Here is a 24,485-nt window from a genome sequence, read left to right as displayed (position 1 = left end):
CGGCGGGAGTACGACGAGGACGACGTACGGGTCCGGCCCGGGAAGTCGTCGCGCCCGCGTACGCGCACCCGACCCCGGCACGCCGACGCGGTGGACGGCTTCGTCATCGCCGTCGACCGGGGGCGCTACACCTGCGTGCTGTCCGGGGCCGAGCGCGGCGTGGTCGGTGCCGAACTGCCCACGGTCACCGCGATGCGGGCCCGTGAGCTGGGCCGCAAGTCGGTGGTGGTGGGCGACCGGGTCGGACTCGTCGGGGACACCTCCGGCGCGGAGGGCGCTCTCGCCCGCATCGTCCGGATCGCCGAACGCCGCTCGGTGCTGCGCCGCACCGCCGACGACGACGAGACCACCGCCGAGGGCCGGCTGGAGCGGGTGGTGGTGGCCAACGCCGACCAGTTGGTGATCGTCAGCGCGCTGGCCGACCCGCCGCCGCGCACCGGGTTCATCGACCGCTGCCTGGTGGCCGCGTACGACGCGGACGTCGAGCCCCTTCTCTGCCTCACCAAGGCCGACCTGGCCGGCCCGGAGGAGGTGCTGGGCTACTACACCGAGCTGGAGCTGCCGTACGTGCTCAACCGCCCCGACTCCGACCTGGACGCCCTGCGCGCGCTGCTCGCCGGCCGGGTGTCGGTGCTGGTCGGGCACTCCGGGGTGGGCAAGTCGACGCTGGTCAACCGCCTCGTCCCGGAGGCAGCCCGGGCGGTCGGCGTGGTCAGCGCGATCGGTCGTGGCCGGCACACCTCCACCAGCGCGGTGGCGCTGCGACTGCCGCCGGTGCCCGGCGTCGACACCGACGCGGGGTGGATCATCGACACCCCGGGGATCCGCAGCTTCGGGCTCGCCCACGTCTCCGCCGACAGCCTGCTGCACGGCTTTCCCGACCTGGTCGAGGGCACCGTCGACTGCCCGCCCAACTGTCCGCACACGGCTGACGAGGCCGACTGCGGACTGGACGCCTGGGTGGCCGCCGGCAAGGCCGATCCGCGCCGGCTGGCCTCGTACCGCCGGTTGCTCGCCTCCCGGGCCGGCGAGGGCGACCAGCGCGGCGAGACCGACCAGCGCGGCCCCGGCGAGGGTGATCGGCGCGGCCCGGACGAGTGACCCGTCGGGTGTCGGCTAGGTTGCCGGCATGACCGGGTACGCCGACGACCTCGCCCTCGCCCACCTGCTCGCCGACCGGGCCGACGCCATCTCCACGGCCCGGTTCCGCGCGCTCGACCTGCGGGTCGAGGCGAAGCCCGATCTGACCCCGGTCTCCGACGCGGACACCGCCGTGGAGCGGGAGATCCGGGCGCTGCTGGCCGAGCACCGGCCGGCCGACGGGCTGCTCGGCGAGGAGTACGGCGACCAGCCGGCCACCGCTCCGGACGGCCGGCGGTGGATCATCGACCCGATCGACGGCACCAAGAACTTCGTCCGCGGCGTGCCGGTCTGGGCCACCCTGATCGCGCTCTTCGACGCGGACCGGCCGGTGGTCGGCGTGGTGTCCGCTCCGGCGCTGGGACGACGCTGGTGGGCGAGCCTCGGCGCGGGCGCGTACGCCGGGCCGGGCCCCGCCGCCGCCGGCGAGCGGATCGGAGTCTCCGCCGTTCGGAGGCTCGCCGACGCCAGCTTCTGCTACTCGTCGCTCACCGGCTGGGAGCGCGCCGGCCGGCTCGACGCGATGCTCGACCTGATGCGGTCCAGTTGGCGCAGCCGGGCGTACGGCGACTTCTACGGCTACATGCTGTTGGCCGAGGGCGCACTGGACGTGATGGTCGAGCCGGAACTGTCGCTGTGGGACATGGCGGCGCTGGTCCCCATCGTCACCGAGGCGGGTGGCACGGTCACGGATCTGGCCGGTCGACCGGCTCCGACTGGCGAGCCGGGCACCGAGAGCAGCCTGGTGGCCACCAACGGTGTGCTGCACGCCGACATCCTCGCCCGGCTCGATCGACCAGCCGCGCGCTGACCCCCGGCAGCCTCTATCCTCGCCAGGTGGTCTCCTCCGGCTGGTGCTTCCTCGCGGCAATGATCGTCGCGTACGGCGTCGCCAACCTGCTTCAGTCGGTGGCCGCGGCCCGCACCACGGTGCACCACACCTTCGATCCGGGCCTGCTGCTGCGGCTGGCCGGGCACCGGACGTATCTGGTCGGGCTGAGCTGCCAGATCGGCGGGTTCGTGCTCGCGTTCCTGGCCCGGCGTGACCTGCCGCTGTTCCTGGTCCAGGCGAGCGTGGCCGCCGGGCTCGGGGTGACCGCCATCCTCGGCGTGGTGGTGTTGAAGTGGCGGTTACCGGTGGCCGAGGTGGCGCTGCTGGCCCTGCTCTTCGCCGGGATCACCGCGCTGGTGCTGGCCGCCCGGCCGGCGCCGTCCCGGCAGCTCGGCACCGCCGGCTCGGTCGCCCTGCTGGTGGCGCTCGGCGTGATCGCGGTGCTCGGCTTCTTCGCCGTCCGGCTGCACGGGGCGCCCGGTTCGGTGGCCCTCGGCTCGCTGGCCGGGCTGGCGTTCTCCTCGGCCGCGGTGGCCGCCCGACCACTGGCCTCCGCGCCGTCCGCCGAGGCGTTCCTCGCCGACCCGCTGCTCTACCTGCTCATCGTCCACTCGATCGTCGGTCAGCTGCTGCTCGGCCTGGCCATGCAGCGCGGCTCCACCACCGCCGCGGTCGCCGCGATGGACGCCGCGGGGGCGGTGCCGGCGGCGATCGTCGGCCTCCTGCTGCTCAACGACAAGATCTGGCCGGGTCGGGAGTGGCTGGCCGCGGTCGGCTTCCTGGTCACCCTCGCCTCGGTGATCGGGCTGACGCGGTACGCGGAGCCGCAGCACCACCACGCGAAGGCGCGCCGCCGCGACCGCGCCATGGTGGGCGTCGGCCAGCCCGGCTGACCAGCACACACCCCACGTCCGGCGCCGCGCTCAGGCTTCGACCGGTTTGCGGCGGCTCACCACCCGCTCGTAGAGGCGTTCCAGCGCACCGGCGGTCCGTTCCCACGTGTAGCTGCTCCGGACCCGGTCCACCGCGGCGTGGCCGTACGCGAACCGCCCGGCGTTGTCGGCGAGCAGCCGGCGCAGGGAGACCCCGAGGGTCCGTACGTCGCCGGGCGGCACCAGCCGGCCGGTGACCTCGTCGACGACCGCGTCCGCCAGCCCGCCCATCGCGTAGCCGACCACCGGCACGCCGCAGGCCATCGCCTCGAGCGAGACCCGCCCGGCCGACGAGTAGTGCGGCGTGCAGGCCACCACGTCCGCCGACCGGTACCAGGTCGCCATCTGGTCGTGCGGCACCGCGCCGACGAGCCGTACCTGGTCGGCCACCCCGACCTGTTCGGCCAGCTCGCGCAGCCGGCGTGCCTCGGTGTGGTTGGCCAACTGGTCGGCCATCGGCCCGCCGGCGATCACCAGCTCGGCGTCGCCGACCAGTCGCATCGCCCGGATCAGGTCCTCCTGGCCGTGGCCCGGGGAGAGCCCGCCGACGGAGAGGATCCGCGACCGCTGCTCGCGGGGCGCCGCCTCACCGTCGGGGTGGAACTGCTCGGTGTCCACCCCGGCCGGCACCATCGCCACCGAGCTGCGTTGCAGGCCCATCCGGGTCAGCTCGTCCACCTCGTCGTTGCACTGGGCGACCGCGATGTCCACCGCTCGGGTCAGCGCGCGTTCCAGCGGGATCCGCTCTCCCGGCCCGTCGTATCGGCCGCCCAGGTGGCGCAGCTGCTCGACGCCGAGCGAGTGGAAGGTCTGCACCACCGGGAGGTCGGTCTCCCGGACCGCGTGCGCGGCGGCCAGGCCGCCGATCCAGTAGTGCCCGTGCACCACCTCGGGCCGCCAGGCGCCGGCCCACTCGTCGGTCAGCCAACGGCCGAACTCCGTCACGTGGGGGATCAGCTCGGCGGTGGGCAGCGGGGCGGGTGGGCCGGCTGAAACCCGATGCACCTGGTAGCCGTCGACGTCCGTCGTCACCGGCAGCTTCGGGTCGTCCCGACGCTCGTAGAGCCGGACGTCGTGACCTCGGCCGGCCAGCTCGGCGGCGACCCGCGCGATGTGCTGTTGGGTGCCGACCGGCGGGCCGTCGGCGTGCCGGTACGAGCTGGTGTGCGCGCAGACGAGGCCGACGCGCATGGGTCACCTCCCTGCGATCTTTCCTCGGCAGTGGTCCTCCCGGTCAGAGCGTCCCATTAACCGGGTGACCGGGAGCCGAAACCTGGCAGATCGGAACAGTCCCCACAGGTGCCACCGACACTTGCGCCACGACAATCACGACAGCCCCCGGCGCGGCTCCGCCGGGAGGCTCTCCCGCGTTGATCGACCAACGGCCGGTGGTATGACCCGGCCCTACCGGGGGTACGGCTCAGGAATGCCGCTGACCCGCAGCCTCGACGATTCGACCGTGGTGATCACCGGCGCCTCCAGCGGGATCGGCACGGCCACCGCGTACGCGCTGGCCCGCCGGGGCGCCGCCGTCGTGCTGGCCGCCCGCAGTGAGCCGGCGCTGCGGCAGGTCGCCCAACACTGCCGGCAACTGGGCGGCCGGGCGCTGGCCGTACCGACCGACGTGACCGACCTGGAGTCGGTGCAGCGGCTGGCTGATCGGGCGGCGGCCGAGTTCGGGCGGATCGACGCGTGGGTGAACAACGCCGCGGTCGGGGTCGTGGGGCTGTTCGACGAGATCCCGGTCGCCGAGTTCCGACGGGTGGTGGAGGTGAACCTGCTCGGCGCGGTGCACGGCATCAAGGCCGCGCTGCCGCACCTCGGCGCGGCCGGCGGAGGCGTGCTGGTCAACAACGCCTCGGTGCTGGCCGAGGTGGCGATGCCGTACCAGTCGGCGTACAACGCCACCAAGCACGGCATCCGCGGGCTGGCCGACACCGTCCGGCAGGAACTGCGGGTCACCGGCCGGGGGCAGATCTCCGTCTGCACCGTGCTCCCGGCGACCATCGACACCCCGTTCTTCCGGCACGCGGCCAACCACAGCGGCCGCGAGCTGCTGCCGCCACCGCCGGTGTACCCGCCGGAGGTGGTCGCCGAGACCATCGTCCGGCTGCTGCGCCGCCCCCGCCGCGAGGCGTACGCCGGCGGCGCCGCCCGGCTGCTCGGCCTGCAGTGGCGGCTCGCACCGGCGCTCATGGAGCGCGCCCTCGGCTGGTACGCCCACCGGACCCAGTTCGGCCCCGGCGCGCGGATGGACAGCAGCGGCAACGTGTTCCACGCCGATGCCCAGGGCCGCCGGAACGGTGGCTGGCACGGCCGGCGGCGCCAGCTGGTACGAATGACCGCCGCGTTCGGGCTCGCCGCCGCCGGCACCGCGGTCGGCACGATGGCGGCGATCACCCGCCGGTCCCGGTTGACCCGCTGATGACGGGTATCGGGCGGCCGGATGCGACCTCCGTCGTACGGGCGCACAATGGGGCGATCATGCCGACCGACGTGCGTTGTCTGGTGGAGATCGACGAGTCGTCCGGGGTGGTCCGGCTGACCGGAGTGCTCGACGCGGCCGGCGCCGACACCGTCCGGGCCGCGCTGCTGGCCCGCCTCTGCGACCGACCTGGCACAGTGGTGGCCGACGTGACCGGGTTGCGGGTCGCCGACCAGGTCGGGCGGGGCGTCTTCGCCGAGATCCGCCGGGAGGTCGCCGACTAGCCCGCCGCGGACCTGCTGCTCTGCGACCCGGCGATCTCCGGGTCCGGCGGTGCCGACGCCGCACTGACCGGCGTCCCGGCCTGGCCCACCCTGGACGGCGCGCTGGCGGCGGCGCCACTGGCGGCGGTCCTCACCGCTGAGCTCGCCCCGACCGTCGGCGCCGCCCGGCAGGCCCGCGAGCTGGTCGCCACCGGCTGCCAGCACTGGGACGTGCGGACCCTGGCCGAACCGGCGAGCCTCGCGATCACCGAGATGGTCAACAACGTGGTGGCGCACGCCCGGACCCCGATGACCGTCCGGCTCGCTCCCCAGGCGGGCACCCTGCGTGTGGCGGTTCGCGACCACTCCCCCCTCCGACCCGCGTTCGCCGGGCCGGCCCCACCGACCCGGGCCGGCGGGCGGGGCCTGGTGATGATCGACACGGTGGCCCGTCGGTGGGGCAGCAGCCCGGTACCGGACGGGAAGGTCGTCTGGTGCGTGCTGCACCCCGATGACGAACCCGGCCCCGCCGGCTGACGGGTTGTTCCCGCCCTGGTGTCCGGGTCGCCACCACACGGCCGGCAGCCCCCGGTTACGGCGGCAGGGCAGCGGGTAGTGATCAGACATGCGCGACAACGAGTACCCGACCCCCGTGTCCGACACCGAGGCGGACGGCCTGCCCGGCACCGCCGACGACGACTCGACGGCCAACGACGATGTGCTCACCGGGCGCGAGGCGGACGGCCCGGACCCGGCCCAGCTGCCCGGCGACCGGACGCCGGTGGCGGTGGACCGGTTCGGGACCACCGCCGAGGAACAGCTCGACGGTGAGTCGTTGGACTACAAGCTCGACCGAGAGGTCTACGAGCGCCCGGTGGACGACCCGTTGGCCGGCACGATCGACCCGAAGATCGCCTTCGAGGCCGACAACCTGGAAGCCGCGGCCGAGGCCCAGTTGGATGCCGACGTGATGGACCCCGGTCCGACCTCGGACCCGAACTCGCCGGTCTCCCTCTACGACCACGGCCAGCTCGGCACGGTGGCCGACGCCACGGTGGGCCGGCTGGTGGAACCGGACGAGGGGGCGCACACCGACCAGGAAACCGACTCCGTGGCGTACGACGCTGGTTCGGCGGGCGGCGGGGCGAGCGCCGAGGAGCTGGCCATCCACGAGACGGAGCCGCCGCGCTCGGTCTGAGCGGGTTCAGTCGTCCAGGCCCCGCTCGATGGCGTACCGGGTCAGCTCGACCCGGTTGTGCAGTTGCAGCTTGCCCAGCGTGTTCTGCACGTGGTTCTGCACGGTGCGGTGCGACAGCCCGAGCCGCTGCGCGATCTGCTTGTACGACACCCCCTTGGCCACCAGGCGCAGCACCTCCGTCTCCCGGTCGGTGAGGCGCGGTGCCCCGGGCTCCGCGCCGCCGGCCGCCCCGGCGTCCGACCCCGGCCCGGCGGCCAACCGGCGGTACTCGCCGAGGACCAGCCCGGCCAGGCCGGGCGTGAACACCGGATCGCCGGCAGCCGTGCGGCGCACCGCGTCGAGGAACTCGGCCGGCGCCGTCGACTTCACCAGGTAGCCGGTGGCCCCCGCCTTGACCGCGTCCAGCACGCTCTGCTGCTCGCCGCTGGCGCTGAGCATCAGCACCCGGACCTCCGGCAGCACCACGCGCAGCCCGCGGACCACCTCGACGCCGGAGACATCCGGCAGTTGCAGGTCGAGGACGACCACGTCCGGTCGGGCGGCGGGGGCCACCCGGATCGCCTGCCGCCCCTCGCCGCTGGTGGCCACCACCAGGAAACCGGCCTCGGTCAGGTCACGGGCCACTCCCTCGCGCCACATCGGGTGGTCGTCGACCACCATCACCCGTACCGGGGTCACGGCTCCGCCCTCGGCACGGTCAGCTCGATCTCGGTGCCGGCCTCGGGGGCCGACACGATCCGGACCGTTCCGCCCAGGTCCGCCATCCGGCCCCGGATCGACTGGGTCACGCCGAGCCGCCCCTGGGCGGCCGCCTCTGCCAGCCGGCCATCCGGGATGCCCGGCCCCTCGTCACGGATCGACACGGTCACGGTCGCCCCCTCGTCCTCGATCAGCACCCAGGCCCGCCCGTCGGCGTGCCGCCCCACGTTGTCCAGCGCCGCGCCGGTCGCGGCGGCCAACTCCCCGGCCACCTGCCGGGGCAGCGACACCGGGGTGGCCGGCGCGGAGAGCGACACCGCCGGTGAGGCGTACCGGCCGAGCAGCGTCCGAAGATCCACCGTGCCGGCCGCGTCCGGGGCGGTGGCGTCGGCCGGGGCGGCGCCGGCGATCAGCGCGCGCAGGGCGGCTTCCTGCTCACCGGCCAGGCGGGCCAGCTCGCCGGCCTCGCCGGGCAGGTCGGCGCCGCGCCGCTGCACCAGGGCCAGCACCTGGAGAACCGAGTCATGGATGCCCCGGGCCAGCCGCTCCCGCTCCCGGGTGGCCGCCTCCAGCTCCACCGCGCGTTGCAGCCGCTCCTCGGCGGTCGCCGCGAGCCGGGCCACATGCCCGACCACCACTCCGGCGAGCAGCATCAGGATCACCCCGGTGAACGAGGACTGGCCGATCCGTTCCCGGGTGGCCAGGTCCGCGCCGGCGACCAGCAGCGCGGCCACGGTGCCCCGCCGGCGGCCACCGGAGACGGCCCAGGCCAGGACCGGGCCCGCCATCCAGGCCACCCCCAGGGTGGGCACGCCGGTGGCGAGCGCCGCCCGGCCGACGACCCACGGGGTCGCCAGCACGATGGCCATCACCACCCCGAGGTCGGCCAGCAGCAGCGGCCAGCGCCGCCAGGCCGGGCGGGCGTAGCCAATCGCGGTCGCCACCGTCCAGGCGATCATCACCAGGACCAGGGCCGCGACGACGAACGGGTGGGCGTACCGGTCGGCGTCGCGTACCGCGAGCACGCCGACGTACGCCAGGGACGCGAACCGGAACACCGCGAGCGCCCGCCAGAGCGGCACCTCGAATCCACCCGATGGCGACGGCATGGCGGTCAGGATGCCACAGTCCGACCAGCCGGGCGGCCGGCAGCGAGTGCGGTTCGGGAAACCCTGACGTACGGTGGAAAAGCCGCGAAATTCTCCGAGATCCGCCGGTCGGGACGGGGCCATGACGAACGCAGATCCGCACGCACCGCGTACGGTTGTGCCCATCGAACCTGCCCTCCTGATCGCCGATGCCTTCGACCAGGCCCAGGTGACCGAGATCCGCCACTCGGTCACCTCCTGCGCGCACGCCTGCGGGCTGATCGGCCAGCGGCTCGACGACTTCGTGCTGGCGGTCAACGAGCTGATCACCAACGCCGTGCGGCACGGCGGCGGGCGAGGGTGGTTGCGGCTCTGGCAGGAGCCGGGGACGCTGGTCTGCGAGGTTGCCGACCACGGGCACGGGATCAGCGCACAGCGCCTGGGCGACCGCCGGCGGCCGGCCCCGGACACCGCGGGCGGCTGGGGCCTCTGGCTGGCCCGCGAGCTGACCGACGCCATGGAGGTGGCCACCGGCGCCGCCGGCACCACCGTCCGCATCACCTCAGCCCTCACCATCCGTAACCGCACCGCGCTCTGACCCCCGCCCACCACCGTCGCGGGGCTCAGGCGAAGAGCGCGGAGACGGATTCGCCGTTGTGGATCCGGCGCATCGCCTCGGCCAGGGCGGGGGCCACCGAGAGGACCTGGAGTTTGGGGACCCGCTTGTCGGTCGGGATGGGCACCGTGTTGGTGCAGACGATCTCCAGTACGCCGGGCTGATCGCTGAGTCGCCGCAGCGCGTCGCCGGAGAAGAGGCCGTGCGTGCAGGCCAGCCGGATCGAGCGGACCTTCAGGCCACGCAGGTGCTCCATCAGCTCGACGACCGTGCTGCCCTTGGCGATCTCGTCGTCCAGCACGATGACGTCCTTGTCGGTCACCTCACCGATCACCGCGCTGATCTTGACCAGGTCGTCGCTGAACCGTTGCTTCGCCCCCGCCGCGACCGGCGTGCCGAGCAGCCGGGCGAAGGCCGCGGCCTCCTTGGCGTTACCCAGGTCGGGCGAGACGACGACGGTGTTGCTGAGGTCGTAGCGCCGGAAGTGGGCGGCGAGCTCGCGCAGCGCGTGCAGGTGATCCACGGGGACGCTGAAGAAGCCGTGCACCTGGGGCGAGTGCAGGGTCATCGCGAGCACCCGGTCGGCGCCGGCCGAGGTGAGCAGGTCGGCGACGAGCCGGGCGCCGATCGAGATCCGCGGCGCGTCCTTCTTGTCGGAGCGGGCGTACGCGTAGTGCGGCAGCACCACCGTGATCCGGCCGGCGGACGCCCCTCGGGCGGCGTCGATCATCAGCAGCAGCTCGACCAGGTGCTCCTGCACGGGCGGCACCAGCGGCTGGATCAGGAAGACGTCCCGCTCCCGGCAGTTGGCCTGCAGTTGCACTTCCAGGCAGTCGTTGGCGAACCGGGAGACCCGCACGGGATGCAGCGGCACCCCCAGGTGGGCGCAGATCTCGGCGGCGAGGTCGGGATGGGCGGTTCCACTGAAAACGGCGATGTCGCGCACGTTCGCACATCGTAGGCGAAGCGGTCGGCGCAGGACGGCGGCGGGCCGCAACCGACCGTGACGCCGGTCGCACCGCGCGGTGGGTCCGGGTACGGTGCTGCGGTGACCCCCCAGTACGTCGCCGCCATCGATCAGGGCACCACCTCCTCGCGGTGCATCGTCTTCGACCGGGCCGGGGAGATCGTCGCCGTGGCCCAGCGCGAGCACCGGCAGATCTTTCCCCGACCCGGCTGGGTGGAACACGACGCCGAGGAGATCTGGGACAACGTCCAGCAGGTCGTCCAGGAGGCGTTGCGGTCGGCCGGCACCGACACGGCCGGGCTGGCCGCGGTCGGCATCACCAACCAGCGGGAGACGACCGTGGTCTGGGACCGGGCCACCGGACGGCCGGTGGCCAACGCGGTGGTCTGGCAGGACACCCGGACCGGGCCGCTGCTGCGCGAGCTGGAGGCGGCGTACGGCGAGGAGCTGTTCCGGACCCGCACCGGCCTCCCGCTGGCCACCTACTTCGCCGGGCCGAAGCTGCGCTGGCTGCTGGACGAGGTGGACGGCCTACGCGAGCGCGCCGAGCGCGGCGAGGTGCTCTTCGGCACCATGGACAGCTGGCTGATCTGGAAGCTGACCGGCGAGCACGTCACCGACGTGACCAACGCCAGCCGGACCATGCTGATGGACCTCGCCACCCTGGCCTGGGCCCCGGAACTGCTGGACGCGATGGGCGTGCCGGCGGCCATGCTGCCGGAGATCCGCAGCTCCGCCGAGGTGTACGGCACCGCCACCGGGGTGCTGGCCGGAGTGCCGGTGGCAAGCGCGCTCGGCGACCAGCAGGCCGCCCTGTTCGGCCAGACCTGTTTCCAGCCTGGCGAGGCGAAGTGCACCTACGGCACCGGCAGCTTCCTGCTGCTCAACACCGGGGCCAGCCCGGTCCCGTCGACGCACGGCCTGCTCACCACGGTCGCCTACCGGATCGACGGCCAGCCGGCGGCGTACGCGCTGGAGGGCGCGATCGCGGTCACCGGTTCGCTGGTGCAGTGGCTCCGGGACAGCCTCGGTCTGATCTCGACCGCCGGGGAGGTGGAGGAACTCGCTCGCACCGTGGACGACAACGGCGGCTGCTACGTGGTGCCGGCGTTCTCCGGGCTCTTCGCCCCGCACTGGCGCAGCGACGCGCGTGGCGTGATCGCCGGGCTGACCGGCTACATCACCAAGGGGCACCTGGCGCGGGCGGTGCTGGAGGCGTCGGCGTGGCAGACCCGCGAGGTGGTGGACGCGATGAACGCCGACTCCGACGTGGCGCTGCGCCGGCTCCGGGTGGATGGCGGGATGACCGCGAACCAGCTGCTCATGCAGTTCCTCGCGGACGTGCTCGACGTGCCGGTGGTCCGCTCCCGGATCACCGAGACCACCTGCCTTGGCGCTGCGTACGCGGCCGGCCTCGCGGTCGGCTTCTGGCCGGACCTGGCCACCCTGCGCGAGCAGTGGCGCTCGGACGCGCAGTGGGAGCCGGCCATGGCCCCCGAGTTGCGAGACCGGGAGCTGCACAACTGGCGCAAGGCCGTGCGGCGCACCCTCGACTGGGTGGAGTGAGCCTCGTTCGCGGGCCCTCGGTGCGCGGGGTTCCCGGTGCGCGACAGTGACCCGGGGCGTCGAAGACAGCGTCGTACCACGCCCCGCCCGGCTCAGCTCCAGCGGTTACCGGTGAGCTTCTCGTAGACCTCGACGTAGCGGGCCCGGGTCGCCTCGACCACCTCGGCCGGCATGTCCGGCGCCGGACCCTGCTTGTCCCAGCCGCTGCCGGTGGCCCAGTCCCGCACGTACTGCTTGTCGTACGAGAACTGCACCCGCCCGGGCTGGTACGACTCGGCCGGCCAGAACCGGGACGAGTCGGAGGTGAGCAGCTCGTCGGCGAGGACCAGGGTGCCGTCCGGCGCCCAGCCCAGCTCGATCTTGGTGTCGGCGACCAGGATGCCCCGGTCGGCGGCCAGTTCCGCCCCGTGCCGGTAGATGTCGATGGTGATCTGCCGCAGCCGCTCGGCGGTGGCCTGGCCCACCTTGTCCACCACGTCGGCGAACGTGATCGGCTCGTCGTGCTCGCCCACCGGGGCCTTGCTCGACGGCGTGAAGATCGGCTCGGGCAGGATCGACGCCTCGCCGAGCCCCCGGGGCAGCGGCACGCCGGAGACCGCGCCGGTGCGCTCGTACTCCCGCAGGCCACCGCCGGTGAGGTAACCCCGGGCCACGCACTCGACCGGGACCATGTCCAGCCGCTGGCAGCGGATCGCCCGCCCGGCGAACTCCGCCGGCACGTCGGCGGCCGAGATGACGTGGTTCGGCACCAGGTCGGCGAGCTGCTCGAACCACCACAGCGAGAGGGCGGTGAGCAGGCGACCCTTGTCCGGAATCGGCGTCGGCAGCGCCACGTCGTAGATCGAGATGCGGTCCGAGGCGACCAGGATCAGGTCGTCGCCGTCGGCGTAGACGTCCCGGACCTTGCCCGAGTGCAGAAGTTCCACGCGCCCTAGTACACCACGCGGCACCGGGACGCCCGCTTCGACCACCCGCGCTCGCCGTTGCGGGCAGCGGTGCCCGGACGCACGTTGACACCTTCCCGCGCCGCCTGCGTGAATGGTCCGACCGCCGCCACCCGCAGGTGCCAGGAGATCCCGTGCCCGCTGTTCGACCCCCGATCGACCGCCTCGACGCCGACCCGGGCCGGCGCCGAGTGCTGGGCGCGCTGCTCGGTGCTCCCCTGCTGGCCGCCGGCGGGCTGACCGGATGCAGCGACGGCCCCGCCACATCCACCGACGCGGGGCCGGTCGAGCTGTCGGTCTTCTGGTGGGGTGGGACGAAGCGGGCCGAGCTGACCGAGAAGGTGCTGCGGCTCTACTCGGAGCGCAACCCCCGGGTCACCTTCCGCGTCACCTGGCAGGGCGCCGACGGCTACTACGACCGGCTGGCCACCCAGGCGGCCGGCGGCAACGTGCCGGACCTGATCCAGCTCGACGACGCCGTGCTGACCGAGTACACCCAGCGCCAGATCGTCCTCGACCTCACCGAGCGGGTCGCCGACCACCGGTTGGACCTGCGCGGCCTGCCGGAGAGCCTGATCCGCTACGGCACGGTGGACGGGCGGACGATGGCGGTGGCCGGTGGGCAGACCCTCGCGGCGGTGGTGTTCAACCGGGACCTGCTGCGGGAGCTGAGGGTGCCGGAGCCACGCGGCGGGATGCCCTGGGCGGACTACATCGCCTGGGCGGAACAGGTCACCGAGGCCAGCGACGGCCAGGTGGCCGGCACCATGGACGCGTCCGGCGACTACCGCGCGCTCTGGCTCTGGCTGCGCGCCCAGGGCGGCGAGTTCTACCGGGGACGCCAGCTCGGCTTCGGCGCGGACGAGCTGATCGGCTGGTTCGAGCTGTGGCAGCGCGCCCGGGCCGGGCGGGCCACGCCGGGCGCGGCACTGGTCGAGCAGGCCGACAGCGGGGAGCCGGCACGGCAACTGGTGGTCAGCGGGTTGACCGCCGCGTCCTTCGCCTGGTCCCACGAGCTGCCGGAGCTGCAACGGCTCACGGAGGCCGAGCTGGGCGTGGTCGGCTTCCCCGGCCCGCCGGGTGCGCAGTGGGCGCGGGCGTCGATGTACTGGGCGGCGTTCCGCGGCACCCGCCACCCGGACACTGTCATCGACGTGATCAACTTTCTGACCACGAACGGCGAGGCCGGCACCGTCCTCGGCCACGAACGCGGCCTCAACGCCAGCATCGCCGTCCGCCGCTACACCGAGGGCAGCATCACCGACCCGGCGCAGCAGCGGGCCGCCGCGTTCAACGCCAGCATCGCCGAACAGCTCGGGCCGGCACCGGCGCCACCACCAAAGGGGCACGCCAAGGTGCGTACCCTGCTCGTCACCGCCGCGGAGAGCATCCGCTCCGGACGCGCCGGCACCCGCGCGGCCACCTCTCGTTTCATCGCCCAGGCCAACGCCGCCCTGGCGGCGTGACCACCGGCGGCGGCCGGTCGGCCGCCGGCGGTGATGACGAGCCGCCGACCGGCCGGGCACGGCGGCAACGCCCGGGTCAGCGCGGCGGACCGCCCCGGCGGTTGCGCGTCAGCCGCAGCACCAGGAACACGATGATCGCCACCACCACCAGGCAGCAGAGCAGGCCGAGGAATCCGAAGCCACCGCCGCGGGACCGCCGCCGGGCGGCCTCCACCACCAGCTCGCCGGTGCCCGTGGACGCCCAGGCCGCGACGGGCACGAACACCGCCAGCACGACCGCACCGAGGACCGCGCTGAGCCGGCCCCACCACTTGCCGAATGAAGACATGTCCCCATCCTCGCCGAAGGACGCAACCTCGGCACGATTGTCCACACCCAGTCATGCGGCCTACGTCGCCGCCGCCCACACCAGACCGCGCCTGTGCGGGATCCCAAAAAAAACCCGACCCCCACGATCTGGGGGCCGGGCTTTGACGTGCACCTTCAGTGGTAGCGGGGACAGGATTTGAACCTGCGACCTCTGGGTTATGAGCCCAGCGAGCTACCGAGCTGCTCCACCCCGCGTCGACTGGTTAACCCTAACCCATCCGTTCCGGTGATGATCGGCGGGGTCGCCACTCGAGGCCTGGCACGACCACCGGTCCGCCGCCCACACGTACCCGACAACGTCGACAGCCCGCCTCCGGCGAACCGGAAACGGGCTGTCGATCTGTGTCTCTCGTAGCGGGGACAGGATTTGAACCTGCGACCTCTGGGTTATGAGCCCAGCGAGCTACCGAGCTGCTCCACCCCGCGTCGGCTCGATAACCGTAGCGCACCGACCCGGGGCACCGCAAAGCGACCCACATCCCGCCACCCACCCGCTCACCGGGGCCGCCGTCAGCCGAGCCAGTCCTCGATCGCCGCGACCGCCCGCCGGCTGTCGGCATCGAACGGGGCACGTTCGGCGGAGGTGCCCTCCCAGCCCTGTTCCCAAAGCACCGTCACCACGTCGTCGATGCGGACCGCCCGGACCAACCGGACCTCCTCGCCGTCCGCTTCGCCGTTGGCGTCCAGGAACGGTGCCCGCATCTCGAACAGCACCGACTCGTCCCCATACCTGCCCGGGTCGAGCAGCCGCTGCCGCCAGGTCCGCGCGCCGTCGTCGGGCAGCTCCTGCTCGGGGCAGTCGCGAACGGCCCGCCGCAGCTCCCGTATTGCGTCGTCGGCACGGCCCGGGCGGTAGATGGTGATGGTGTGCCGGTAGCTGCCGTCCGGCAAGTACCCCTGCGGGGTTTCCGGCCGCTTGTAGGCCAGGTACCGGCCGCGGCGCTGCGCCACGGCGGACTCGCTGGGATAACCGGCCGTGCAGAGCACCGGCAGCGCCGCGCCGTCGATCCGCGATTTCAGGCCGGTCTGGTTCGCGGCCGCCAGGACGAAGAAGGCACGGTCCGGAATCGAGGTTGGTGGCCGGGGAGTGCCCGCACCTGTTGTGGGCGCCGACGGCGTACCACTCGGCGTGCCGCCCGGCGGCGACGACGGTGGCGACGGGGACAGGGACGGGGGTGGCGTCGATCCGGTCGGCACCGGGCCCGGAGTGTCGGCGGGCGGCGGCAACGGTGTTGCGTCGTCCGCCGACAACACCAGCCGGCCGCCGACCGCCACCCCGCCGAGCAGCACCGCCACCGCGAGCGCGGTGCTGGCGACCCGGACGCGGGCCCGCCGGTCGGCGCGCCGCCGAACCAGCCCGGGGTGCGCGAACTCCTGGTCGTCGACAGCGGCGCCGAGCGACCGGTAGAGGTCGGAGAGTTCAGCTGACATCGTTCGCCTCCAGCTTCACGGTGGAGAGGTCGGGCAGCAGCGCGGCCAGCCGGAACCGGCCGCGGGACAGCCAGGACTTCACGGTGCCGACCGGCACGTCGGCCTCCCGGGCGATGTCCTCCACCGACATGTCGAAGAGATAGTGCAGGGCCAGCGCCTGCCGCTGGCCGGTCGGCAACTCGCGGAGGGCACGAACCAGCAGAACGCCGTCCTCACTGGGCGCCGGAGCGTCCGGCGGTGGTCCGGTGCGACTCAGCGCCGACCGCCAGCGGTGCAGGCGCCGCCAACGGTCCGTCGCGAGCCGGGCCACCACCAGCCGCAGCCACGCCTCCGGGGCCGGATGCGTCGACAGCCGTCCCCACTGCCGCCAGGCACGGGCGAACGCCTCCTGCACCAGATCCTGCGCCTCGGTGTGGTCGCCCGTGACGGCATAGCCGTACCGCAACAGCCGCCGCGCCGTGCCGCGGTACAACTCGTCGAAACTCTGCGCGTCCCTCATCGGCTGGTCCCCCTCGTCCGCACCCCGTTGCAGAGAGGACGACGGACCGGTACCGCAGGTTGCGGGCCGGCCGGCCGCGGTGTGTCCGGGAGGCGACACGCGGACACGGCGAAGCCCTCGCCGTCACGACCAGGTGCGGTCCGACGACGAGGGCTCCGAAAGGTTCTTCCCGAGGGGCGAGGTCAGCCGCCCGGGCTGGGGGTCGGCGGCGGAGCGCTGCCACTCGGCGACGGGCTGCCACTGGGCGAAGCGGGCGGGTTGGCCGCCTGCTGCGCCTGCTGGAAGGCGGTGAGCGCCTCGTCCAGCGCCTTGAGCGCCCGACCGTACCGCTCGAAGTCCCCGGACGTCTGCGCGGCCCGGACCTCGGTGATGGCGGTCTGCACCCGGTTCGCCGCGTCGGCCAGTTCGCCGGTCATCGGCGGCGTGCCGGTGCCGGGGCCGGGGCTCGGCGGCGGCGTGGTCGGGTTACCCCCGGTGGTCGGGGGCGGCGGCGGCGGTGCGCCCTGCCCGGCCCGCTTGCCCTGCTCGACCAGCTGTTTGATGCCGTCGTTGATGTTGTCGGCGAGCGCCACGAAGGAGCCGCCGTCACCGTACGAGAGCAGCACCTTCTGCAGCAGCGGGTACGCGTCCTGCTGGTTGCTCTTCACGTAGACCGGCTCGACGTAGAGCATGCCGTCGGCGAACGGCAGCGAGAGCAGGTTGCCGTACTGCACCTGCGCCTGGTTGCTGGAGAGCAGGTTGAGCTGCTGGCGGATGTTGGCGTTGTTGGTCATCTGCTGGTGCACCTGCACCGGGCCGGAGACCCGGGTCTGGTCCGGCAGCTCCAGCACCTCCAGCCGGGGCTGCCCCTCGACGTACGACCCCGAGATCAGCGCGGCGAGGTTCTGCCGGCCGTTCGGGGTGACCGCGGAGGTGAGCTGGAAGCGCGGGGACTCCTGCCCGGGGAACTGGGTGAACAGGTAGTACGGGGGCTGCTTCTGGCCGCTGTCCGGCGCGTCCGGCACGTTGGGCACCTGCCAGAAGTCCTGCGCCGAGTAGAAGTCACCCGGGTTGGTCACGTGGAACTTGGTGAGCAGGTTCCGCTGCACCTTGAACATGTCCGCCGGGTAGCGCAGGTGCTCGGTCAGCTCGACCGGAATCTCCGTCTTCGGCAGCACCAGGTCACCGCCGAACGCCTTGTTCCACGCCTTGAGCACCGGGTCGGTGTCGTCGTACTCGTAGAGCTTCACGGTGCCGTCGTACGCGTCGACGGTGGCCTTCACCGAGTTGCGCATGTAGTTGACGTTCTCCCGGGCCAACTGGAAGGTGCCCCGGTTGGTCAGCTCGTCGGTGGTCTCGGTCTGGAGGTTGACCCGCTCGGCGTACGGGTAGGTCGCCGCCGTCGTGTAGCCGTCGACGATCCACTGCACCCGGCCGTCCACCACCGCCGGGTACGGGTCGCCGTCCAGGGTGAGGAACGGCGCGACCTTCTCCACCCGGTCCCGCGGGTTGCGCACGTAGAGCAGCCTGGAGTCCTTGTTGACCGCCTCGGAGAGCAGGAAGTTCGACTCCTGCTCCTTGATGGCGTACAGCAGCCGCCGCGTGAAGGAGCCGATCTCCACGCCGCCCTCGCCGGTGTAGGTGTAGGACTCGCCGCCACCCTCACCCACCGGCCGGTCGAACTCGGCCTTCTTGTTCGGGTCGGACTGCCCGACGATCGCGTAGTCGTCGGCGGCCATCCGCTCGCCGTAGTAGATGCGCGGCTGCTTCGCCGGGATCTGCTCGGTCTGCGAGGAGCACGCCTCCTGGGTCCGCTCGCCGAGGAAGCCGGAGACGAAGAACGGCTGCCCGCCGCAGACCACCTGGTTCGCCGGGGCGGCCACCAGCCCGTACCCGTGGGTGTAGACGGTGTGTCGGTTGATCCAGGTGTTCTGCTGGTCGGTCAGCTCGCCGTAGTTGATCTCCCGGACGCCGACCACGTAGTCGGAGGTCTTGCCGTTCACCCCGTACCGGTCGATGTCCAGCTTCGGGCCGAAGTCGTAGAAGCCGCGCACCTGCTGGAGCTGGGTGTAGGTCTCGCTGACCAACTGCGGGTCGAGCAGCCGCACGTTCGACACCACCGAGGTGTCGGTGGCCAGGTTGGCCGGCGGGGTGAGGTTGCTCGCCGCGAACGGGGTCGTCTCGGTGACCGCCAACCCGAACGCCGCCCGGGTCGCGTCGATGCTGCGTTGGATGTACGGCGCCTCCTTGTCCTTGGCGCTCGGCTTGACCTCGAAGGTCTGCACCGCCCAGGGGTAGATGCCGCCGATGGCCACCGCGGACACGCCGAGCAGGGCGAGCGAGATGCCCGGCCAGACCAGGTTCCGCATCCAGGCGTTGGAGAACACGATGATCGCGATCGCCACCACGATCGAGATGTAGGCCAGGATCTCCTTCGCCGGCAGCAGCGCGTTGACGTCCGCGTAGCCGGCGCCGTACAGCTTGGCGCCCTCGTTGTACTCCAGCAGCATCGCCCGCCGGTCCAGCACGTACGCGACGGACTTGAGCAGCACGAAGACCGCGACGAGGCTGCTCAGGTGGGCGCGGGCGGCGTTGCTCATCCGGTCCCCGACGCCCTGGAGGCGGACCCCGCCGAAGAGGTAGTGCACCGCCAGCGCGCCGATCACGGCCAGCACCACCGCGGTGAACGCGACCCCGAGCAGGTAGCGCCAGAACGGCAGCTGGAAGACGTAGAAGCCGATGTCGACCCCGAACTCCGGGTCCTTGATTCCAAAGTCGCCGCCGTTGCGGAAGAGCAGCCACTGGTTCCACCGGCTCTGCGCGGAGAGACCGGCGAAGAGCCCGACCACGGCGGCGGTCAGCGCGATCCAGGTGCCGAGGCGCGGGCTGAGCGCCATCCGGTAGCGCTCCAGGGTCGCCTGCTCGACCGAGTGCGGACGCAGCCGCGGGCGCAGCCGGTGGGCCAGCCACAGGTTGCCGCCGACGATGACCGCCATGCCGAGGCCGACGGCGAGGAAGAGCAGCAGCCGGGTGACCAGCACGCCGGTGAAGACCTCGGTGTAGCGGACCTCGTCGAACCAGAGCCAGTCCGTCCACGCCTGCACACCCCAGCCGAGCAGGGTGAAGAGCACGAACACCCCGACCAGGACAGCGATGGTGACGCGTCCGCGCCGGCTCATCCTCGGAAGGGGGCTGCTGCTACGCATGACCACTGTTGGCTCCGCACGCTCGAGTGTGATCGGCTCCGACCAGGCACCCAGAGTACGGGGTGTTCCTGAACGCGGCGGGGCACGGTCACACGCGTCAGCAGCGGGTCGGCTGTCCCCCCGCCCGCAGCGTCTCCAGCGCGGTCAGCCCTTGGCTCAACGAGCCCACCCGCAGCAGCGGCAGATCGGGTTGCGGATTGCGGACCGCCTCGGCGCAGTTGTCCGCCGGCACGAGGAAGACCTTGGCCCCGGCGCGCTTCGCACCGACCAGTTTCTGGGCGATCCCGCCGATCGGGCCGACGTTGCCCTCGTCGTCGATGGTGCCGGTGCCGGCGATGACCTGCCCACCGGTGAGGTCGGCTGGGGTCAGCTTGTCCACGATGCCCAGGGCGAACATCAGGCCGGCACTCGGCCCGCCGATGTCCTCCAGGTCGATGCCGAGCGTGAACGGGTGCGGCTGCTGCTGGTCGATCTCGACGCCGATCCGCGGCCGGCCGTCCTGCTCCTGACTGGTCACCGTCGCGGTGGCCGACGCGCCGTCGCGGGTGTAGCCGATGGTCAGGGCCGTGCCGGCCGGCTTGGCCCGGACCAGCTCGGTGACCTTCGAGGCCACCGGCACCGGCTTACCGTCGACCGAGGTGACCACGTCACCGACCTTGAGCACTGCGGCGGACGGGCCGTCCGCGGCCACCGTCTTGATCACCACCTGCACCGGGAAGCCCAGTTCGCGGAGCGCGGCGGTCTCGGCGCTGGTCTGCGACACCTTGAAGTCCTCGGCGTTGCGCTGCTCGACCTGCTCCGTCGACTCCCCCGGCGGGTACACCAGCTCGCGCGGCACCACCGCCTCGTCGTCGGAGAACCAGCCGGCGATCGCCCCGCGGAGCCGCACCGTGGGCTGCACCCCCACCGTGGTCAACCGGAGCTGGCCGGCGGAGGTGGACGTCTCCCGCCCGGAGACCTGGATGACCTCCTTGCCGTCGGCGGTGCCGAGGGTGTTGACCGTCGGGCCCGGGCCGAGCACCACGTACGGGATCGGCACCCGGAGCACCCCGATGCTCAGCAGGGCGGTGAACAGGGCACCGAGCAGGACCGTCAGGCCACGACGTCTCATGCGGCAGAGCGTACCGACCGCTCGGGGCCCGGTTGCCGGATGCGCCGCGCGACTTCGCCCTCAGCGCAACGCCAGCGGCGGCGAGCTGGGGCGCGGCGCGCGTACCGTAGACGTCGTGCCTGATATTCCGTTCGGTTTCGCGCTACCGGGTGGGCAACCACCAGACCCCAACGATCCCGCGCAGATGCAGCAGTTCATGTCGCAGTTGCAGCACCTGCTCTCCGCGCCGGGCAGCGGGCCGGTCAACTGGGACCTGGCCCGGCAGGTGGCGGCCAGCCAGCTGGCGGCCGCCGGCGACCCGGCGGTGTCGCCCTACGAGCGCAACGCGGTGGAAGAGGCGTTGCGCCTGGCCGACCTGTGGCTGGAGCCCGCCTCGGCCTGGCCGTCCGGCATCCAGTCCCCGGTGGCCTGGAACCGCAATGAGTGGATCTTCAAGACGCTGGACGTGTGGCGCAAGCTCTGCGACCCGGTGGCGAGCCGGATGGTCGGCGCGATGGGCGACCTGGTGCCGCCGGAGGCGCGCGCCCAGCTCGGCCCGATGCAGTCGATGGTGGCCACCCTCGGCGGCGCGCTCTTCGGCGGGCAGTTGGGGCAGGCCCTCGGCTCCCTCGCCGCGGAGGTGCTCTCCGCCGGCGACATCGGGCTGCCGCTCGGTCCGGCCGGCACGGCCGCGCTGATCCCGGCCAACATCCGGGCGTACGGCGAGGGCCTGGAGCTGCCCGAGGACGAGGTGCGCCTCTACGTGGCGCTGCGCGAGGCCGCCCACCAGCGGCTGTTCCAGCACGTCCCGTGGCTGCGCGGGCACGTGCTCAGCGCGGTGGAGATGTACGCCTCGGGCATCCGGGTCAACCGGGAGGCGATCGAGGAGGCGATGGGGCGGGTCGACCCGACCGACCCGGAGTCGATGCAGGCGATCGCCCTGGAGGGCATCTTCACGCCGGAGGACAGCCCGGCGCAGAAGGCCTCCCTGGCCCGACTGGAGACCGCGCTGGCCCTGGTCGAGGGCTGGGTGTGCCACGTGGTGGACAGCGCCGCCAGCGACCGGCTGCCCAACGTCGTCCGGCTGGGCGAGGCGTTCCGCCGCCGCCGGGCCGCCGGCGGTCCGGCCGAGCAGACCTTCGCCGCGCTGGTCGGTCTGGAACTGCGCCCGCGCCGGCTGCGCGAGGCGGCGGCGCTGTGGGCCGCGCTCACCGAGCATCGCGGCATCGCCGGCCGGGACGCGGTCTGGGGCCACCCGGACCTTCTCCCGTCGGACGACGACTTCGCCGACCCGGTCGCCTTCGCCATGAACGAGTGGGACCTGAGCGAGCTGGACAACTTCGACTTCACCGCGCCGGGTGGGGCCGAGGAGAAGGCTCCCGGCCAGCAGGACGACAGCGACACCGACGGCGACGCCAAGCCCTGACGACAGAGCCGGGGTGCCCGCACCGATCGACGGCGGGCACCCGGCCGGTCGGCCAGCGGGTCACGCACGCCCCGCCGGCCATATTGGCCAGCGGGTCAGGCCGGTCGGCCGGAGCCGGAGAGCAGGGCGCGGGTGGCCTCCCAACCCTCGAAGGCCGGGTCCAGGGTGGCCAGGTCGGCAGGCCCGCGTAGCCGACGCCACCCGGCCGTGACGGCAACGTCGCCGGGTCGGGGGGCACCGGCCCGCGCGTCGGCCGGTGTCGCCACGTCCAGGTCCAGCTTCGGTAGCCAACCCGCCACGGGCAGTCGCACGGCCACCCCGAGCAGGCCCGGGCCGCCGCCCTCCACCGGGGCGACCGCGACCGGCCGGGTGGTGAGCGGGCGCAGCAGTTTGCCGACGGTCAGCGCGGGCAGGTCGGGCACGTCACCGGCGAGCACCGCCGCCTGCTCGTAGCCGTCCAGCGCGGCGAACACCGCGGTCGGCGTCGGCTCGGCCACCTCGTACACGGTGGTGCCGGGCCAGACCACGGCGTCCGCCAACGACCGGTCGGCCGGGGTCACCGCGACGGCGACCTCCACCTCGTTGAGCGTGGCGAGCAGGTCGACGACGTCCTCGGCGAGCGCTGCCCGCCAGTCCGCCAGGTCGATGCCGGGCGGCGACCAGTGCACCGGCCCGAGCAACGCCACCACCACCCGTCGTGCCACATCCCGACCCTAGCGCCCCCGGCCCGACCACCTGGCCCGGCCTACGCCGCCCCGGCCGCCCGGGCTGGGCTGGGCTGGGCTGGGCTGATGATCCACCCGGTTTCAAGGATGTCGCGCTGTCCGAGGGCCCGGGACACCGCGACATCAAGGAAACCGAGTCGATCACGGAGGCCCGACCCCGCGTCAGGTGGCGACGGGGGCGCAGGAGGCGGCGGCCACGCCTTCGAGGTAGCCGCGGGCTCGTTCCGCCTTGGGATAGCGGCCGACCAGGCCCCAGAACCGGGCGTTGTGGCTGGGCACGATGAGGTGGGCCAGCTCGTGCAGCAGCACGTAGTCGATGACCCACTCCGGCATGTCCTGCACGCGGTGCGAGATCCGGATGCTGCGATCGGCGGGCGTGCAGGAGCCCCACCGGCCGTTCTGGTTGGTGACCCACCGGACGCTGGCGGGCACCGCCTTGGCGCCGTACCCGGTGAGGTAGAGGTCGATCAGCCGGGTGGCCCGGGCCAGCAGCTCCGCGTCCGAGCGGGCGAGCCGGCCCTCCCGGGCGGCGAGCCGGGCGAGCATCCGGTCGACCCACTCGCTCTCCTCGGCCCGGGAGAACTGGTCCGGGATGAGGACGACGACCCGCTCACCATCGCGGTACGCAGACACCGTGCGTCGTCGGCGCTGGCTGCGCCGCACCTCGACGACCGGCTTGCGCGTCCCCGCCATCACTGGCCCGCGCAGCCTCGGCTACGTGTCACGAAGGAAAGCTAATGCGTACTGACCAGGGGTCCGCAAGGGTCAACCGCGCGACACGCGCCCAGAAAATGGTGATTGGTCGTTGGGCGTCCCGAAAATTTCTTGGCCGGGTCGCCGCTGCGCCATCTCGTCACCCTTCGTGAACACCGATGGCGGCCCTCTCCGGGGACCCCTCCACCGTAGGTGATCACCGTGCTCGGTGCCGCTGCGGGGGCACCCGCACGGGTGGCTGAGAGGGTTTGGTCGGCGTGTCCCCGCCAAACTGACTTATCCGACCTAATTCGCCATGCACACTCTCGACGTCGACTTGCTCACAGTGTCGATGCACAGCTGACATGGAACTGCCCAGACCTGGGTAGGGTCCGCGAACCAGCGGTCACGAAGGTGGCCGCGGAGTGAGACCCAGCGCCGGCGCCCCGTGTGGCCCGCCGCCGGGCACCCCGCCGGGACGGCATTGACCGGCGGACGAGACGAGGAGGGCACCGTGGCCGACCAGGCCCAGACCTACAACGGTTACTGCGTGAAGTGCAAGGAGAAGCGGGACTTCGAGGGGCACGTTGAGGTCTCGAAGACCGGAATGAACATGGCCAAGGGCAAGTGTCCGGTTTGCGGGACAACAGTGAACCGCATCCTCGGCAAGGCCAAGGTCTGACGCGTACGGGTAATCGGGGGCGGGGGGGGGGGGGGGGCCCCCCCCCCCCCCCCCCCCGCCCCGGGGGCCCCCCCCGCCCGCGGGGCCGCCCCCCCCGGACCCCGCCGGGTCGCCCGCCCCCCCCCCCGCGGGCGCCCCCCCCCCCCCCCCCGGGGGGGGGGGCCCCCCCCCGCCGCGCCGGCGCCCCCCCGGCCGGTCGGCCAGCGGGTCACGCACGCCCCGCCGGCCATATTGGCCAGCGGGTCAGGC

General features: G+C 73.0%; 24 protein-coding genes and 2 tRNA genes. 12 read left to right on the top strand and 14 right to left on the bottom strand.

Annotated features, from left to right (window positions below; all coding sequences use genetic code 11):
- Positions 1–90: 90 nt before the first annotated feature.
- From rsgA to ACFYPS_RS19555, 3 genes are read left to right on the top strand one after another with little or no spacing between them, the layout of a single operon-like run.
- A complete protein-coding gene (rsgA, locus tag ACFYPS_RS19565) occupies positions 91–1,101 on the top strand; it encodes a ribosome small subunit-dependent GTPase A (RefSeq protein WP_354963748.1) in 1,011 nt (336 codons plus the stop codon).
- Positions 1,102–1,129: 28 nt separating this feature from the next.
- Positions 1,130–1,951 carry a histidinol-phosphatase gene (gene hisN / locus ACFYPS_RS19560; RefSeq protein WP_387325927.1) on the top strand — a complete coding sequence of 274 codons (822 nt, stop codon included), beginning with the start codon at positions 1,130–1,132 and terminating at the stop codon, positions 1,949–1,951.
- Positions 1,952–1,977: 26 nt separating this feature from the next.
- The gene (locus tag ACFYPS_RS19555) at positions 1,978–2,865 is read left to right on the top strand and encodes a hypothetical protein (RefSeq protein WP_354963746.1); all 888 of its coding nucleotides are present in this window, start codon (positions 1,978–1,980) and stop codon (positions 2,863–2,865) included.
- Positions 2,866–2,895: 30 nt separating this feature from the next.
- Here the strand turns inward: ACFYPS_RS19555 and ACFYPS_RS19550 are convergent, their stop codons facing one another.
- Entirely contained in the window at positions 2,896–4,095 is a 1,200-nt protein-coding gene (locus tag ACFYPS_RS19550) for a glycosyltransferase (RefSeq protein WP_354963745.1), read from the bottom strand.
- Between the two features lie 235 nt (positions 4,096–4,330).
- Between ACFYPS_RS19550 and ACFYPS_RS19545 the strand changes: the two genes are divergently transcribed.
- The 4 genes from ACFYPS_RS19545 (at position 4,331) to ACFYPS_RS19530 (ending at position 6,790) form a co-directional block, all read left to right on the top strand.
- Positions 4,331–5,329: an SDR family oxidoreductase gene (locus ACFYPS_RS19545; RefSeq protein ID WP_354963744.1), complete on the top strand. Its 999-nt coding sequence runs from the start codon at positions 4,331–4,333 to the stop codon at positions 5,327–5,329.
- A gap of 59 nt (positions 5,330–5,388) precedes the next feature.
- Positions 5,389–5,613 carry an STAS domain-containing protein gene (locus tag ACFYPS_RS19540; RefSeq protein ID WP_387325923.1) on the top strand — a complete coding sequence of 75 codons (225 nt, stop codon included), beginning with the start codon at positions 5,389–5,391 and terminating at the stop codon, positions 5,611–5,613.
- A 12-nt stretch (positions 5,614–5,625) separates the two neighbouring features.
- Positions 5,626–6,129, top strand: a complete 504-nt coding sequence (locus ACFYPS_RS19535; protein WP_387326204.1) for an ATP-binding protein — start codon at positions 5,626–5,628, stop codon at positions 6,127–6,129.
- Between the two features lie 88 nt (positions 6,130–6,217).
- Positions 6,218–6,790 (top strand): DUF5709 domain-containing protein, encoded by a 573-nt coding sequence (locus ACFYPS_RS19530; RefSeq protein ID WP_354963742.1) that lies wholly within the window; start codon positions 6,218–6,220, stop codon positions 6,788–6,790.
- 6 nt (positions 6,791–6,796) lie between these two features.
- Here the strand turns inward: ACFYPS_RS19530 and ACFYPS_RS19525 are convergent, their stop codons facing one another.
- Together ACFYPS_RS19525 and macS are read right to left on the bottom strand one after the other, a co-directional pair.
- Positions 6,797–7,450 carry a response regulator transcription factor gene (locus ACFYPS_RS19525; protein WP_354964003.1) on the bottom strand — a complete coding sequence of 218 codons (654 nt, stop codon included), beginning with the start codon at positions 7,448–7,450 and terminating at the stop codon, positions 6,797–6,799.
- Between the two features lie 14 nt (positions 7,451–7,464).
- On the bottom strand, positions 7,465–8,598 hold the full coding sequence (macS, locus tag ACFYPS_RS19520; RefSeq protein WP_354963741.1) for a MacS family sensor histidine kinase: 1,134 nt from the start codon (positions 8,596–8,598) through the stop codon (positions 7,465–7,467).
- A 121-nt stretch (positions 8,599–8,719) separates the two neighbouring features.
- Between macS and ACFYPS_RS19515 the strand changes: the two genes are divergently transcribed.
- Positions 8,720–9,175: an ATP-binding protein gene (locus ACFYPS_RS19515; RefSeq protein WP_354963740.1), complete on the top strand. Its 456-nt coding sequence runs from the start codon at positions 8,720–8,722 to the stop codon at positions 9,173–9,175.
- A 25-nt stretch (positions 9,176–9,200) separates the two neighbouring features.
- On the opposite strand, the gene ACFYPS_RS19510 is transcribed toward ACFYPS_RS19515, so the two are convergent.
- A complete protein-coding gene (locus ACFYPS_RS19510) occupies positions 9,201–10,139 on the bottom strand; it encodes a ribose-phosphate pyrophosphokinase (RefSeq protein ID WP_354963739.1) in 939 nt (312 codons plus the stop codon).
- Between the two features lie 102 nt (positions 10,140–10,241).
- Between ACFYPS_RS19510 and glpK the strand changes: the two genes are divergently transcribed.
- Positions 10,242–11,726 (top strand): glycerol kinase GlpK, encoded by a 1,485-nt coding sequence (gene glpK / locus ACFYPS_RS19505; protein ID WP_354963738.1) that lies wholly within the window; start codon positions 10,242–10,244, stop codon positions 11,724–11,726.
- Positions 11,727–11,818: 92 nt separating this feature from the next.
- Here the strand turns inward: glpK and ACFYPS_RS19500 are convergent, their stop codons facing one another.
- Complete coding sequence (locus tag ACFYPS_RS19500; RefSeq protein WP_354963737.1) at positions 11,819–12,652, bottom strand: phosphoribosylaminoimidazolesuccinocarboxamide synthase; 834 nt, start codon at positions 12,650–12,652, stop codon at positions 11,819–11,821.
- A 152-nt stretch (positions 12,653–12,804) separates the two neighbouring features.
- Between ACFYPS_RS19500 and ACFYPS_RS19495 the strand changes: the two genes are divergently transcribed.
- A complete protein-coding gene (locus ACFYPS_RS19495) occupies positions 12,805–14,136 on the top strand; it encodes an extracellular solute-binding protein (protein ID WP_354963736.1) in 1,332 nt (443 codons plus the stop codon).
- Positions 14,137–14,212: 76 nt separating this feature from the next.
- On the opposite strand, the gene ACFYPS_RS19490 is transcribed toward ACFYPS_RS19495, so the two are convergent.
- The 7 genes from ACFYPS_RS19490 to ACFYPS_RS19460 all read right to left on the bottom strand — a co-directional run bounded on the left by ACFYPS_RS19490 (position 14,213) and on the right by ACFYPS_RS19460 (position 20,731).
- Entirely contained in the window at positions 14,213–14,464 is a 252-nt protein-coding gene (locus tag ACFYPS_RS19490) for a hypothetical protein (protein WP_089019121.1), read from the bottom strand.
- Between the two features lie 159 nt (positions 14,465–14,623).
- Positions 14,624–14,700: transfer RNA gene (locus ACFYPS_RS19485), tRNA-Met, on the bottom strand.
- A gap of 157 nt (positions 14,701–14,857) precedes the next feature.
- Positions 14,858–14,931: transfer RNA gene (locus tag ACFYPS_RS19480), tRNA-Met, on the bottom strand.
- Between the two features lie 84 nt (positions 14,932–15,015).
- Positions 15,016–15,936 carry a hypothetical protein gene (locus ACFYPS_RS19475; protein WP_354963735.1) on the bottom strand — a complete coding sequence of 307 codons (921 nt, stop codon included), beginning with the start codon at positions 15,934–15,936 and terminating at the stop codon, positions 15,016–15,018.
- The gene (locus ACFYPS_RS19470; RefSeq protein WP_354963734.1) at positions 15,926–16,435 is read right to left on the bottom strand and encodes a SigE family RNA polymerase sigma factor; all 510 of its coding nucleotides are present in this window, start codon (positions 16,433–16,435) and stop codon (positions 15,926–15,928) included. The genes ACFYPS_RS19475 and ACFYPS_RS19470 overlap by 11 nt, the downstream gene beginning before the upstream one ends.
- 182 nt (positions 16,436–16,617) lie before the next feature.
- Positions 16,618–19,620: a UPF0182 family protein gene (locus ACFYPS_RS19465; protein WP_354963733.1), complete on the bottom strand. Its 3,003-nt coding sequence runs from the start codon at positions 19,618–19,620 to the stop codon at positions 16,618–16,620.
- Positions 19,621–19,717: 97 nt separating this feature from the next.
- Entirely contained in the window at positions 19,718–20,731 is a 1,014-nt protein-coding gene (locus ACFYPS_RS19460; RefSeq protein ID WP_354963732.1) for a PDZ domain-containing protein, read from the bottom strand.
- Positions 20,732–20,846: 115 nt separating this feature from the next.
- On the opposite strand from ACFYPS_RS19460, the gene ACFYPS_RS19455 reads away from it, so the two are divergent.
- The gene (locus ACFYPS_RS19455) at positions 20,847–22,136 is read left to right on the top strand and encodes a zinc-dependent metalloprotease (protein ID WP_354963731.1); all 1,290 of its coding nucleotides are present in this window, start codon (positions 20,847–20,849) and stop codon (positions 22,134–22,136) included.
- A 95-nt stretch (positions 22,137–22,231) separates the two neighbouring features.
- On the opposite strand, the gene ACFYPS_RS19450 is transcribed toward ACFYPS_RS19455, so the two are convergent.
- Together ACFYPS_RS19450 and ACFYPS_RS19445 are read right to left on the bottom strand one after the other, a co-directional pair.
- Positions 22,232–22,840, bottom strand: a complete 609-nt coding sequence (locus ACFYPS_RS19450; protein ID WP_354963730.1) for a hypothetical protein — start codon at positions 22,838–22,840, stop codon at positions 22,232–22,234.
- Positions 22,841–23,023: 183 nt separating this feature from the next.
- Complete coding sequence (locus ACFYPS_RS19445; protein ID WP_354963729.1) at positions 23,024–23,554, bottom strand: M48 family metallopeptidase; 531 nt, start codon at positions 23,552–23,554, stop codon at positions 23,024–23,026.
- A 514-nt stretch (positions 23,555–24,068) separates the two neighbouring features.
- Here ACFYPS_RS19445 and ACFYPS_RS19440 point away from each other — a divergent pair.
- Positions 24,069–24,236, top strand: coding sequence for a DUF5679 domain-containing protein (locus ACFYPS_RS19440; protein ID WP_007464795.1), 168 nt, complete (start codon positions 24,069–24,071; stop codon positions 24,234–24,236).
- The last annotated feature ends 249 nt before the right edge of the window (positions 24,237–24,485 follow it).

The organism is Micromonospora sp. NPDC005087 (genome assembly GCF_042872965.1).
GTDB lineage: Bacteria > Actinomycetota > Actinomycetes > Mycobacteriales > Micromonosporaceae > Micromonospora.
Note: the sequence above shows the minus strand (reverse complement) of the source record. Positions and strands in the feature narration are given on the sequence as shown.

Bases quoted from the DNA above. Each gene is read 5' to 3' on its own strand.
- ACFYPS_RS19550 (WP_354963745.1), bottom strand. From the start codon at position 4,095: ATGCGCGTCGGCCTCGTCTGCGCGCACACCAGCTCGTACCGGCACGCC.
- ACFYPS_RS19530 (WP_354963742.1), top strand. From the start codon at position 6,218: ATGCGCGACAACGAGTACCCGACCCCCGTGTCCGACACCGAGGCGGAC.
- hisN (WP_387325927.1), top strand. From the start codon at position 1,130: ATGACCGGGTACGCCGACGACCTCGCCCTCGCCCACCTGCTCGCCGAC.
- ACFYPS_RS19540 (WP_387325923.1), top strand. From the start codon at position 5,389: ATGCCGACCGACGTGCGTTGTCTGGTGGAGATCGACGAGTCGTCCGGG.
- ACFYPS_RS19475 (WP_354963735.1), bottom strand. From the start codon at position 15,936: ATGTCAGCTGAACTCTCCGACCTCTACCGGTCGCTCGGCGCCGCTGTC.
- macS (WP_354963741.1), bottom strand. From the start codon at position 8,598: ATGCCGTCGCCATCGGGTGGATTCGAGGTGCCGCTCTGGCGGGCGCTC.
- ACFYPS_RS19490 (WP_089019121.1), bottom strand. From the start codon at position 14,464: ATGTCTTCATTCGGCAAGTGGTGGGGCCGGCTCAGCGCGGTCCTCGGT.
- ACFYPS_RS19460 (WP_354963732.1), bottom strand. From the start codon at position 20,731: ATGAGACGTCGTGGCCTGACGGTCCTGCTCGGTGCCCTGTTCACCGCC.
- ACFYPS_RS19545 (WP_354963744.1), top strand. From the start codon at position 4,331: ATGCCGCTGACCCGCAGCCTCGACGATTCGACCGTGGTGATCACCGGC.
- ACFYPS_RS19445 (WP_354963729.1), bottom strand. From the start codon at position 23,554: ATGGCGGGGACGCGCAAGCCGGTCGTCGAGGTGCGGCGCAGCCAGCGC.
- ACFYPS_RS19515 (WP_354963740.1), top strand. From the start codon at position 8,720: ATGACGAACGCAGATCCGCACGCACCGCGTACGGTTGTGCCCATCGAA.
- ACFYPS_RS19465 (WP_354963733.1), bottom strand. From the start codon at position 19,620: ATGCGTAGCAGCAGCCCCCTTCCGAGGATGAGCCGGCGCGGACGCGTC.
- ACFYPS_RS19470 (WP_354963734.1), bottom strand. From the start codon at position 16,435: ATGAGGGACGCGCAGAGTTTCGACGAGTTGTACCGCGGCACGGCGCGG.
- ACFYPS_RS19525 (WP_354964003.1), bottom strand. From the start codon at position 7,450: ATGGTGGTCGACGACCACCCGATGTGGCGCGAGGGAGTGGCCCGTGAC.